General features: G+C 31.4%; 10 protein-coding genes. 5 read left to right on the forward strand and 5 right to left on the reverse strand.

Going from position 1 to position 13,201, the window contains the following annotated elements; genetic code table 11:
- Positions 1-250: 250 nt before the first annotated feature.
- Positions 251-634 (forward strand): hypothetical protein, encoded by a 384-nt coding sequence (locus ACIQZ1_RS06775; RefSeq protein ID WP_396160224.1) that lies wholly within the window; start codon positions 251-253, stop codon positions 632-634.
- Between the two features lie 69 nt (positions 635-703).
- Here the strand turns inward: ACIQZ1_RS06775 and secA are convergent, their stop codons facing one another.
- The 4 genes from secA to ACIQZ1_RS06795 form a co-directional block, all read right to left on the reverse strand.
- Complete coding sequence (secA, locus tag ACIQZ1_RS06780) at positions 704-4,060, reverse strand: preprotein translocase subunit SecA (RefSeq protein ID WP_396160225.1); 3,357 nt, start codon at positions 4,058-4,060, stop codon at positions 704-706.
- 101 nt (positions 4,061-4,161) lie between these two features.
- Positions 4,162-4,383 (reverse strand): DUF2795 domain-containing protein, encoded by a 222-nt coding sequence (locus tag ACIQZ1_RS06785; protein ID WP_022828503.1) that lies wholly within the window; start codon positions 4,381-4,383, stop codon positions 4,162-4,164.
- A 171-nt stretch (positions 4,384-4,554) separates the two neighbouring features.
- Positions 4,555-5,124, reverse strand: a complete 570-nt coding sequence (locus ACIQZ1_RS06790) for a cob(I)yrinic acid a,c-diamide adenosyltransferase (protein ID WP_396160226.1) — start codon at positions 5,122-5,124, stop codon at positions 4,555-4,557.
- A gap of 50 nt (positions 5,125-5,174) precedes the next feature.
- The gene (locus tag ACIQZ1_RS06795; protein WP_396160227.1) at positions 5,175-6,119 is read right to left on the reverse strand and encodes a TerC family protein; all 945 of its coding nucleotides are present in this window, start codon (positions 6,117-6,119) and stop codon (positions 5,175-5,177) included.
- A 236-nt stretch (positions 6,120-6,355) separates the two neighbouring features.
- On the opposite strand from ACIQZ1_RS06795, the gene ACIQZ1_RS06800 reads away from it, so the two are divergent.
- The 3 genes from ACIQZ1_RS06800 (at position 6,356) to ACIQZ1_RS06810 (ending at position 10,338) form a co-directional block, all read left to right on the forward strand.
- A complete protein-coding gene (locus tag ACIQZ1_RS06800) occupies positions 6,356-8,545 on the forward strand; it encodes a glutamine synthetase III (protein WP_353078600.1) in 2,190 nt (729 codons plus the stop codon).
- 95 nt (positions 8,546-8,640) lie between these two features.
- A complete protein-coding gene (locus ACIQZ1_RS06805) occupies positions 8,641-9,414 on the forward strand; it encodes an OmpA family protein (protein WP_396160228.1) in 774 nt (257 codons plus the stop codon).
- A 57-nt stretch (positions 9,415-9,471) separates the two neighbouring features.
- The gene (locus tag ACIQZ1_RS06810) at positions 9,472-10,338 is read left to right on the forward strand and encodes an OmpA family protein (RefSeq protein ID WP_396160229.1); all 867 of its coding nucleotides are present in this window, start codon (positions 9,472-9,474) and stop codon (positions 10,336-10,338) included.
- A 42-nt stretch (positions 10,339-10,380) separates the two neighbouring features.
- Here ACIQZ1_RS06810 and ACIQZ1_RS06815 read toward each other — a convergent pair whose 3' ends face one another.
- On the reverse strand, positions 10,381-11,793 hold the full coding sequence (locus tag ACIQZ1_RS06815; RefSeq protein WP_396160230.1) for an FAD-dependent monooxygenase: 1,413 nt from the start codon (positions 11,791-11,793) through the stop codon (positions 10,381-10,383).
- Between the two features lie 172 nt (positions 11,794-11,965).
- Between ACIQZ1_RS06815 and ACIQZ1_RS06820 the strand changes: the two genes are divergently transcribed.
- Positions 11,966-13,144: an AIR synthase related protein gene (locus ACIQZ1_RS06820; RefSeq protein WP_396160231.1), complete on the forward strand. Its 1,179-nt coding sequence runs from the start codon at positions 11,966-11,968 to the stop codon at positions 13,142-13,144.
- The last annotated feature ends 57 nt before the right edge of the window (positions 13,145-13,201 follow it).

Raw genomic sequence — 13,201 nt, forward strand, 5'->3', positions numbered from 1 at the left:
AAACAATCCATTTTACTCCTTTATATTGCTGTTTATGAATGTTTTTATCCTTTAAATACATAAAAACAATAATTGTGATAAAAGAAATTGCAAATAAAATTGCAAATACGGTTTGTCCTTTTGAAAACATGTTGATAATTTTTTTTTCAAATTTAAGGATTACAAGTTTTAAAATATAATTTTATACCATATAATATTAAAAAAGTTTGTTACGAATTATCAAATTTCAATTAATGCTAAAACATATACTATGCAAAAACAATTAGAAGCTGTAAAATTATTTCATACCACTTATGGTTTAGGAGTAAGTGAAAACATGAAAGCCGATTTAGGCACACAAAAAAACAATCTTCGTTTTGAATTAATGAAGGAAGAAAATGAAGAATACTTAGAAGCCGTACAAAATAATGATATTGTTGAAATTGCAGATGCACTTGGCGATATGTTATATATTTTATGTGGTACAATTTTAGAACACGGGTTGCAACATAAAATTGAAGCTGTTTTTGACGAAATTCAGCGAAGTAACATGAGTAAATTGGGAGAAGACGGAAAACCTATTTATAGAGAAGACGGCAAAGTAATGAAAGGTCCGAATTATTTTAAGCCAAATTTTGAAGCTATTTTGAAGTAATAACTTATGTTTTAAACAAAAAAAATCCTTAATTCACATTAAGGATTTTTTTATAACTATAAATAAATATTATTCGTTAACTAAAACATACTCTCCAGAAGCTAAAAGTGCTTCTGCTTTTTTGTATTTCATAGTTTCACTTTTTCCACTCATAACGTTTTTAATTGTTACGTTGTCGTTTCTGTTGATTTTTGGTTGATCACGAACGATAGTTTCTGTAACTGTTGGGCGTTGTTGTGCTTGATTTCCAGCTTCTCTATTCGCTTGCGCTAATTCATCAGAATCTACCGTGTCTTTTGATTCGGTATAATTTGATTTTTTTGTTACTTGTTTGGCTTCCTGAATGTTATTTGCATTTTGTGAAGGCAATTCTCCTTTAAATAAAAATGAAATTACATCTTTATTTACTTGCTCAATCATGGCTTTAAATAATTTAAAGGCCTCAAATTTATAAATTAACAAAGGATCTTTTTGTTCGTGTACCGCTAATTGAACCGATTGTTTCATTTCATCCATTTTACGTAAATGTTTTTTCCATGATTCATCTACAATAGCCAAAGTGATGTTCTTTTCAAAATCTGTAATTAACGATTTTCCTTCTGATTCGTAGGCTTTAGTTAAATTCGTAACTACATTTAAGGTTTTAATACCATCTGAAAAAGGAACTACAATTCTTTCAAATTGTCCGTTATTGTTTTCGTAAACATCTTTAATTATTGGATACGCTTCTTTTGCATCACGAACTACTTTTTCATCATAATAAGCATACGCTGCTTTATATGTTTTTGCAACAATTTGTTGTACATTTAATTTTGCAAATTCAGTTTCTGTTACTGGAGCCGTTATAGAAAACGTTCGTATTAATTGAAATTCGAAGTTTTTAAAATCATTTACAATTTTGTTATTTTCTACAATGACTTCACAAGTATCATAAATCATGTTTACGATATCTACTTTTAAACGCTCACCTTGTAAAGCATGACGACGACGTTTGTACACCACTTCACGTTGTGAGTTCATTACATCATCATATTCTAATAAACGTTTACGAGTTCCAAAGTTGTTTTCTTCTACTTTTTTCTGTGCACGTTCGATAGATTTTGTCATCATTGAATGTTGAATCACTTCACCTTCTTTTAATCCCATTCTATCCATAACTTTTGCGACTCTTTCAGATCCGAATAAACGCATTAAGTTATCTTCCAATGAAACATAAAATTGAGAACTTCCTACATCTCCTTGACGACCCGCTCTACCACGTAATTGACGGTCTACACGACGAGAATCATGTCGTTCTGTTCCTATAATTGCTAATCCACCAGCTGCTTTTACTTCTGGAGATAATTTAATATCAGTTCCACGACCTGCCATATTTGTTGCAATAGTTACCACGCCTGGTTTTCCTGCTTCTGCAACAATTTCAGCCTCGCTTTTATGCATTTTTGCATTCAATACATTATGATTGATACCACGCATTTTTAGCATTCTACTTAATAATTCTGAAATTTCTACAGAAGTTGTACCAATTAAAACGGGTCTTCCAGTATTAGAAAGTTCCACAACATCCTCAATAACTGCATTGAATTTTTCACGAACCGAACGATAAATTAAATCTTCTCTATCAATACGAGACATCGGTTTGTTTGTTGGGATTTCAACTACATCTAATTTGTAAATTTCATTAAATTCACCTTCTTCTGTAATAGCCGTTCCCGTCATACCTGCTAATTTGCTGTACATACGGAAGTAATTTTGTAAAGTAACTGTCGCAAAAGTTTGAGTGGCAGCTTCGATTTTTACGTTTTCTTTCGCTTCAATAGCCTGGTGTAACCCATCAGAATAACGACGGCCATCCATAATACGACCTGTAGATTCGTCAACAATCAATACTTTGTTGTCCATTATTACATATTCTGTATCTTTTTCAAAAACAGCATAGGCTTTTAATAATTGCGTAAGCGTATGAATTCTTTCTGATTTTACAGAAAACTCTCTGTATAAATCTTCTTTTAATTCTGCTTCAGCATCTTTATCTAAATTTTGTTTTTCGATAGCTGAAATTCCAGTAGAAATATCTGGTAATACAAAGAAATTCTCATCGGTATCTTGCGATAAAAATTTAATTCCATTATCTGTTAATTCTACTTGATTGTTTTTTTCTTCAATAACAAAGTAAAGCGCCTCATCTACTTTAGGCATTTCTCTATTATTGTCTTGCATATGAGCATTTTCTGTTTTTTGAAGAATTTGTTTGATTCCTTCTTCAGATAAAAACTTAATTAATGCTTTATTTTTAGGATAAGCACGGTAGGTTCTTAATAATTGAAAGCCACCATCTTTAACATTTCCTTCTTTAATTAAACGTTTTGCTTCAGTTAAACAATCTGTTGCAATACGTTTTTGTAAATTGAAAAGGTTTTCCACTTTTGGTTTTAATTCTAAAAACTCGTGTCTGTCTCCATCTTCAACAGGTCCAGAAATAATTAATGGTGTTCTTGCATCATCAACTAATACTGAATCGACCTCATCTACAATGGCGTAGTTGTGTTTTCTTTGTACTAAATCTTCTGGTGAATTCGCCATATTATCACGTAAATAATCGAAACCAAATTCGTTATTCGTACCATAGGTAATATCGGCATTATATGCTTTTCTTCTTGCTTCTGTATTTGGTTGGTGATTGTCAATACAATCCACAGTTAAACCGTGAAATTCAAATATAGGCGCTTTCCAAGTACTATCACGTTTCGCTAAATAGTCATTTACTGTAACTAAATGCACTCCATTTCCTGTAAGTGCGTTTAAGTAAAGTGCAAGAGTTGCAACTAACGTTTTACCTTCTCCGGTTTGCATTTCGGCAATTTTACCTTGGTGTAAAACAATACCACCCATTAATTGAACATCATAATGAATCATGTCCCAAGTGATTGGTTTTCCTGCAGCATCCCAAGAATTTGCCCAATTTACTTCTTCGCCTACAACGGTAATATAAGGTTTTGTTGCAGAAAGTTCTCTGTCTTTTGCAGTAGCAGTAACCGTAATTGAAGTGTTTTCTTTAAAACGACGAGCCGTTTCTCTTAAAACAGCAAACGCTTCTGGTAAGATTTCATTAAGTGTTTTTTCTGAAATTTCGTAGGCTTCATTTTCTAATTTATCAATCTCAGCATAAATAGTTTCTCTAGCATCAACATCTATTGTGTTTTCCGCTTCCGCTTTTAAAGCTTCAATTTTAGCATCTTTTTCAGCACGAGCTTGATTAATTTTATCTTTAAAAAAAGCCGTTTTTGCTCTTAATTCGTCGTGAGAAATTGATTTTAATGCTTCTTGATAAGAATTAATCTTATTCACAATTGGTTGAATGGCTTTGATGTCATTAGCAGATTTATCACCTACAAATATTTTTAATATCGAATTTACAATACTCATAATCTTTATTTTATATTTTTTACCTTACGGTTGTATTCATTTGTAAAGATAACCAAAAAAAAAGCCTCACCGAAGAGACTTTTTATAAGGCTATTTATTTTTTAATATTCATCCTCGTTCCAAAGATAATCTTCATCAGTAGGATAATCTGGCCAAATTTCTTCCATTGACTCATAAATTTCACCTTCATCCTCTATAGACTGTAAGTTTTCTACCACTTCTAATGGTGCTCCAGCTCTGATGGCGTAGTCAATTAATTCGTCTTTTGTAGCAGGCCAAGGCGCATCACTTAAATATGATGCCAATTCTAATGTCCAATACATCTTATTTAGATTTTATAGTTTAATGCAAAAATAAATTTATTAGTTAAAAAGACAAGTTTTTTTTGAATTATTTTTTAATAAATTTTAAGAACTTAATTTCAGTGGTCAGTTTTCAGTTTTTAGGGATCAGTTTTTTATATTGACTGAACACTTTTTACTGAATACTGGATACTATTTTCGGGGTATCCACTTTACTTCTTCAGCGTTTAAATCATAAGACAACTTTCGTGCCAATACAAATAAATAGTCAGAAAGTCGGTTTAAATATTTAATTGCAATCTCTGCAACGGGTTCATTATGGTCTAAATGCACGGCTAAACGCTCAGCTCTTCTGCATACACAACGCGCTATATGACAATATGACACGGTTGTATGTCCGCCTGGCAAAACAAAATGCGTCATTGGTGGCAATGCCTCTTCCATAGCATCAATTTCTTTTTCAAGTAATTCGATATCGCTTTCAATTATACCTAAGTTTTGTAACCGTTTTTCGCCGTTTTTTAATACTTCTTTTTCAGGTGGTGTGGCTAAAATAGCACCAACAGTAAATAATCTGTCCTGAATTTCGATTAAAATGTCTTTGTAATGCGTATTGAACTCTTGATCACGAATTAATCCAATATGCGAATTTAACTCGTCAACTGTTCCATAGCTTTCAATTCTTATATGGTCTTTTGGTACACGTGTGCCGCCGAAAAGTGCAGTAGTTCCAGTGTCACCTGTTTTAGTATATATTTTCATTTTTTAGATTCAAGTGTTTTTAAAAATTGTTGTATTTCGAATTACGAATTTTATTCTTTATTTTTTTGTAATGAAACAAGAACACCAACTGTTATGGATAATGCAATAAATGCTAATGATAACCATTCTGGGAAAAATTCTGGAAAATGATGAATTAATAACATTTTTACACCAACGAAAGTTAAAATTGCAATTAAACTGTATTCGATATAGCTAAATTTTTCAATCATATTTGCTAAGAAGAAATACATAGAACGCAATCCTAAAATCGCAAAAATATTAGAACTGAATACCAAAAAAGGGTCAGAAGTAATCGCTAAAATAGCAGGAACGCTGTCTAAAGCAAAAATCACATCCATTACTTCAATTACAATTAATGCAATAAATAAAGGTGTAACGTAATTAATATTGTCTTTTCTAATGAAAAATTTCTGTCCTTCAATTTCGGTATGCACTGGGAAAATTTTACCAATTAACTTATATATTTTAGAATCTTTAGGGTCAAATTCGTCTTCCTCTTTACTAAAAAGCATTTTCATAGCCGTGAAAATTAAAAAAGCACCGAAAACATATATAATCCATTCAAATCGATTGATAAGTGCCACGCCTAAAAAAATCATTAAACCTCTAAATATAATCGCTCCAATGATTCCCCAAAATAAAACTCTGTGTTGGTATTTTTGTGGAATTTTAAAGGATGAAAAAATTATGGCAATTACAAAAATATTGTCAGCACTTAAGGAAAGTTCTATTAAATATCCTGTAATATATTTTAAAGACGCTTGCATCGGTTTTAATCCCGTTGGGTTGGCAATAAAATCTCCTGAGTAAAGTAAATATACTATTCCAGAAAATATAAAAGAAAGCGTTACCCAAAGTATGGTCCATTTTGATGCTTCTTTACTGCTAATTATGTGAGGATTTTTATTAAAAACACCTAAATCAAGTGCTAAAAATATAGAAATTGCGATTAGAAAAATAATCCAAACTGTCATAATGATTGATTTTTAGCAAATATAAATTAAAATTCAGAAATTTTTAGCTTCATTCAGATTAAAAATATGATTTTAGGTTTTTGTTTGTCCTACCCCTTATTTTTTGTTTAAAAATAACTTAAATTTAAAATATTTTTAAAGTACCCCTAAAATTTTAGGGGGTAAGTTTTTTTATTTGTAAATATTTTATATTTTTGCAGAGTAAAATTTAGAAATTAATTTTAAACCCTAACTTTATGGCTACACTTCGTTTCCAAGCTTTAGATAAAGCTACAAGTAGAAAACCAGTTTCTTTTGAAGAAACAGCAAGAAAATCAGAAATTTTTGCTTCTAATGTGTTCAACGACAAATCAATGCGTCAATTTTTAACACCAGATGCTTATAAAGCAGTTAAAAGCGCTATTGAATTGGGAACAAAAATCGATCGTAAAATTGCGGATTATGTAGCAATGGGAATGAAAGAGTGGGCTTTATCAAAAGGTGTTACACATTATACACACTGGTTCCAACCATTAACAGGAACAACTGCTGAAAAACACGATGCTTTTTTTGAAACATCAATGGATGGTTCAGATCCAGTTGAAAAATTTGGAGGTTCTCAATTGGTTCAACAAGAGCCAGACGCATCTTCTTTTCCAAATGGTGGAATTAGAAATACATTTGAAGCTCGTGGTTATACAGCTTGGGATCCAACTTCTCCAGCATTTATTTTTGGTAGTACTTTATGTATTCCTACTGTTTTCGTATCCTATACAGGTGAAGCTTTAGATAACAAAACACCTTTATTAAGAGCGTTAAGTGCTATTGATACTGCTGCTACTGAGGTAGCTAAATATTTCGATAAAAATGTTAAAAAAATAACGCCAACTTTAGGCTGGGAACAAGAATATTTCTTAATTGATTCTGCTTTAGCGGCTACTAGACCAGATATTATTGCTACTGGTAGAACTTTATTAGGACACACGTCTTCAAAAGGACAACAATTAGACGACCATTATTTTGGTTCTATTCCAACTCGTGTTTTACAATATATGAGAGAGTTAGAATACGAATGTATGTTATTAGGTATTCCAGTTAAAACGCGTCATAACGAAGTAGCGCCAGGACAATTTGAATTGGCTCCAATTTTTGAAGAAACCAATTTAGCAGTTGACCATAACTCCTTATTAATGGATGTGATGGAAAAAGTGGCTGAAAGACACGATTTCAAAGTTTTATTCCACGAAAAACCTTTTAAAGGTGTAAACGGTTCAGGTAAACATAACAACTGGTCATTAGCAACAGATACTGGAATTAATTTATTATCTCCAGGAAAAACGCCTATGAGTAATTTAATGTTCTTAACGTTTTTTATCAACACAATTAAAGCGGTTCATGATTACGAAGAATTATTAAGAGCGTCAATTGCATCAGCAAGTAACGACCACCGATTAGGAGCTAACGAAGCACCACCAGCAATTATATCAGTATTTATTGGACAACAATTAACTAAAGTATTAGCTGAATTAGAAGGTGTTACGAAAGGAAAATTATCTCCAGAAGAAAAAACGGATCTAAAATTAAACGTGGTAGGTAAATTGCCAGATGTTTTATTAGATAATACAGATAGAAATAGAACTTCACCATTTGCATTCACAGGAAATAAATTCGAATTCAGAGCAGTGGGTTCAACAGCAAACTGTGCGGTTTCAATGACGACTTTAAATTCAATTGTTGCGAAACAATTAATTGACTTCAAAAAAGAAGTTGATGTATTGATTGAAACGAAAGATTTAAAGAAAGACGAAGCGATTTTCAATACGTTAAGAGAATACATCAAAGGAACAAAAGCCATTTTGTTTGAAGGCGACGGATATAGTGATGCTTGGGAAAAAGAAGCTAAAAAACGCGGATTAAGCAATCATAAAACAACGCCTGAGGCTTTAAAAGCTAAAGTTTCTAAAAAAGCATTTGACTTATTTGCCGAATTAGGTGTAATGAATCATATAGAAGTAGAATCACGTTACGAAATTGAATTAGAAGAATACACAAAGAAAATTCAAATTGAAGGAAGAGTTTTAGGTGATATTGCTCGTAATCATGTTATTCCAACAGCTATTAAATATCAAAATACGTTAATTGAAAACGTAAAAGGTTTAAAAGATATTTTTGAAAAAGATTTTACAAAAATTGCAAAGGAGCAAATTGAGTTAATCAAAGAAATTTCAGCACATATTGAAGGCATCAACCGTAATATTGACGAAATGATTGAAGAACGTAAAAAAGCAAATAATTTAGACAATACGGAAAAAATGGCAGCTGCTTATTGTAATAAAGTAAAACCATATTTTGAAGTAATTCGTGAACACTGCGATAAATTAGAGCTTTTAGTTGATAATGGAATTTGGCCATTAACAAAATACAGAGAATTGTTTTTTATTAAATAATATTTGTTTAGATTTGAAAATGCTTGTTAGAAATAACAAGCATTTTTTTTACAATAATTTTGGTAGTTTTAAGTTATATTAAAAAGTACGATTTTATGAAATCATTAATTATAAGTTTATTTTCTATTTTTTGCTTAACGTCTTTTTCACAAAAAAAGATGACACTTTATTTTGATACCAATTCGAGTGAGCTTAGCCAAAAAGAATTGGTTAAATTCAATGAATTTATGAAAACAAAAGATTTAAAAATTCAGAAAGTTATTGGTTTTTGCGATTTGCGTTCTTCTAATAAATATAACGATTCATTAGCATTAGCAAGAGCTAATTTTGTTTCAAGTTTAATTCGATTGTCTTCTTTTAATTCTGAATTTGAAGTAAAATCTAAAGGAGAAAACTTCAATCAATTAAAGGATTTAGATTTAAACAGAAAAGTAGAAATTCATTTTAAAATTGAAAAAATAGCGCCACCAAAAGTTGTTCAAAAAGAAAGTTTAGGGACACGTATTTCGAAATCTAAAATAGGCGATAAATTACTACTTAAAAATTTATTCTTTTACGACAGAACGGATATTTTATATCCAGAATCGTATAAGCCGCGGGAAGAATTACTAAAAGCATTGAAAGACAATCCGAAATTAAAGATTGAAATTCACGGTCATATTTGTTGCACACCTGGAAAAGATAAAGAAGAAATTGCTTTAAAACGATGTATTGGAACCATTGAATATTTAGTGATAAACGGAATAGATAAATCGAGATTAAGTTATAAAAGCTTCGATGCAGAGCAACCTATTTTTCCCATTCCAGAAAAAAATGAAGAAGAACGAAAAGCCAATCGTCGTATAGAAATTTTAATCATAGATAAATAGATGGCATAGTTTTTAGTCTATATTTGTGGCTATCAAAATCATAAAACATACAAAACAATGAAATTTCTATTTGCTTTTGCCTTATACTTTTTACCATTTACCTTTTTTGGGCAAGAAAGTATTTCGTTTTATTTCGAAAACAACAAATCAGCATTAAATCAAGTGGAATTGGCTAAATTAAATAAATGGATTGCTGTAAATAAAAATTCTAAAATTCTTTCTATTACAGGTTCAACTGATGAAGTTGGTTCTTCTGGTTATAACGATACTTTATCACAAAAACGTGTAGATTATATTTTTAATAAAGTAAAACTATCGGTTAAAATTAGGGAAGATTTTAAATCTGTTTCTTTAGGAGAAAAAGGAGCTAAATCTAATACTAAAGCTGAAAACAGAAAAGCCATTATAGTTTTTTTACAAGAAAAAGATTTGGCTAAAGAAGACCTTTTAATTCAACCAAAGGTAGAAGTGGAAGTCCCTAAAGATGTTCCTACAAATGGGTTAATTCCAATTGAGGAAAAGGATATGAATTTCCCAGAAGGTGCTACTTTAGAAGAAAAAATTCAATTGTCTCGACCAGGAACTTTAATTGTTTTGCCTGAAATTCAGTTTTATAAAAATTCCTTTGGCATTATGCCTTCCTCACAAAGAGAAATTTTTGAATTGATTCGTATTATGACAATGAATCCAAAATTATACATTGAAATTCAAGGGCATATTTGTTGTGTGGATAAAGACATTAGAAATTTATCTTTAGATAGAGCCAGACAAGTTAAACGTATTTTGCAATCGAATTACATTTTAGAACGTCGTATAAAAGTAAAAGGTTTTGGAGTTTCAAAACCAAAATTTCCAATACCTGAAGCCACAGAAGAACAAGCAGCTGCCAATAGGAGAGTAGAAATTATGATTTTAGAAAAGTAAGTTAATTAGTAAATTGTCTAATTATCTAAAAAATCTAACCATCTAATTATCTAATTTTTTAAACACACTTCCTCTAGGTTGATTACCTTCAAAAAGTGCTATTTCTGAGTGTAAAAATTTCGCTGCTTCTGCAGAATCTATCACTTTACTAGCACTACGTGATAGCATTTCGGATTCAAAATCGTTAAGAACACTTTTTCTAATTTCAATTTCTTTCCAGTTTGATGATTTCGTACATTTTTTTGTAATTTCTCGAGCGAATGACAATGCATCTAACAATGCCTGATTGGCACCTTGACCTTTAAACGGACTCATTGGGTGTGCGGCATCACCAATTAAAGTTATGTTTTTTTCTGTTTTCTCTAATAATGTAGTAGATAGTATTTCTCTATCGTAAACAGGATATCCTGAAATTTGCGATTCTAAAGTTGCTTTAATAATTTCTGGAATAGGCGAGTGCCAATTAGTTCTTTGTATCGCTTCCTCTTTAAGCGAATTTTTGCCTTTTGTACTTATTTCTTTTGCTGCTTCTTCTGAAATGGGGAAGCTAAGTTGCCACATTAAAGCCTCTTCCGAATAAGGCATCATATATATGCGTTCTTTTCCGTTGGCAGTTTGAAATACCGTGGCACCATCAAGTAAAGAACTTTCAATATTTTTTATTGATTTTAAAGAACAAATACCTAAAATAACCATACAATCTAAATAGCGTAATGGTAAAATTTCTTCACCTAACAACAATTTTCTTACAGAACTTCGTATGCCATCTGCTCCAACTAAAATGTCAGTTTGAACGTTTTTAATTTCCCCGTTCACTTGAAAACTCAAATCAATTTTAGTATCAGATTCCTTAAAATCTAATAATTGATGTCCCCATTGTACACTATTGTGTCCACCAAGTTGCTCAAGTAATGCTAATCGTAACGATTGTCTCGATATATGAATATTGGTTTGCTTTTGTGATTTTTTAGTATCAGATGGCATCCATTTTCTCATTCCCCATTCTCCAATAATGTTGCCTTCTGTAGTATGAACGATGTGTTTTGAAGAAACAATACCTTCTTTTAAAGACTTTATTCCAAAACTTTTCATTGCTTTGCTTGCTTGTTGCAACGTAAGTCCGTAACCTTGAGATCGGTCTGAAAAACTTTTATCACGTTCAAATAATGTAAACGGAATACCTCGGTGTAAACACGCTACTGCTAAAGCAACACCGCCAATTCCACTGCCAATAATTGCAATATTTGGATAATTTTCAGCGTCTATTTGTGGAAAATTAGTAGAAGCAATTAATCCAGAACCCAAACATTTTTTACAGGAAATCTGTTCGTTTTTAGATACGATGCTTTCTTGTTCAACAAACGGATTTTTAGGTTGCTTTCGATTTTTTTTACCTTGCCCTTTACAATTTTGACAAACTGTCCAACTTGTAACGGAATTTTCTAACTTTTCCAATTCTATTTTTGATTGTTTTGTAAACCACTTAACTGCAAAGGTTGTAAAATTTTCTGTGATTGTGTTTATTTCTAATTTGTTTTATTCTGAATTGGCAAATTGTCTCATTATCTTATTGGCACATTACCTAATTATTTATATCTTTGCTCCACACAACAAACAACACATAATAATGAGTTCTGAAACGAGCCAACGCTACAATTTAAGAGGAGTTTCTGCTTCTAAAGAAGATGTACATAATGCGATTAAAAATATTGATAAAGGATTATTTCCTCAAGCATTTTGTAAAATCATCCCCGATTATTTAACTAACGATGAGCAATATTGCATTATTATGCACGCTGATGGCGCTGGTACTAAATCAGCTTTAGCTTATATGTACTGGAAAGAAACAGGTGATGTTTCTGTTTGGAAAGGCATTGCGCAAGATGCCTTAATTATGAATATTGATGATTTATTGTGTGTAGGTGCAACCGATAATATTTTATTGTCTTCTACCATCGGAAGAAATAAAAATCTAATTCCAGCCGAAGTTATTTCAGCTATTATTAATGGAACAGAAGAATTAATTGCAGAATTAAAGAAACACGGTGTGACTATTTATTCTACGGGTGGTGAAACGGCTGATGTAGGCGATTTGGTTCGTACGATTATTGTAGATTCTACGGTAACAGCTCGAATGGAAAGAAGTAAAGTAATTAATAACGCAAATATTCAAGCAGGAGATGTAATTGTAGGTTTAGCTTCATTTGGTCAAGCTTCTTATGAAACGGAATACAATGGTGGAATGGGAAGTAATGGTTTAACATCTGCGCGTCACGATGTTTTTGCCAAGTATTTAGCTGAAAAATATCCTGAAAGTTTTGATGCAGCAGTTCCAAACGAATTGGTATATTCGGGTCAAACAAAGTTAACGGATGCAGTTGAGAACAGCCCTATTGATGCTGGAAAATTAGTACTTTCTCCAACAAGAACGTACGCACCAGTAATTAAAAAAATACTATCTAAATACAATTCAAATCAAATTCACGGAATGGTGCATTGCAGTGGAGGTGCCCAAACTAAGGTACTTCATTTTGTAGAAAACGTTCACGTAATTAAAGATAATTTGTTTCCAGTACCACCATTATTTCAACTGATTCAAGAAAATTCTAAAACCGATTGGAAAGAAATGTATCAGGTGTTCAATTGCGGACATAGAATGGAAATGTATGTTCCAGATGAAATTGCACAAGATATTATTGAAATTTCAAAATCATTTAACATTGATGCACAAGTTGTAGGAAGAGTAAAAGCATCAGATAATAAAAAGTTAACTATAGTTTCGGAGTACGGAACGTTTGAGTATTAATAAAATAGTTACAAGTTTCAAGTTGAGCAAAAATAACTTGAAAATTGAAACCTGAAA

This window comes from Flavobacterium sp. (assembly GCF_044341185.1).
GTDB lineage: Bacteria > Bacteroidota > Bacteroidia > Flavobacteriales > Flavobacteriaceae > Flavobacterium.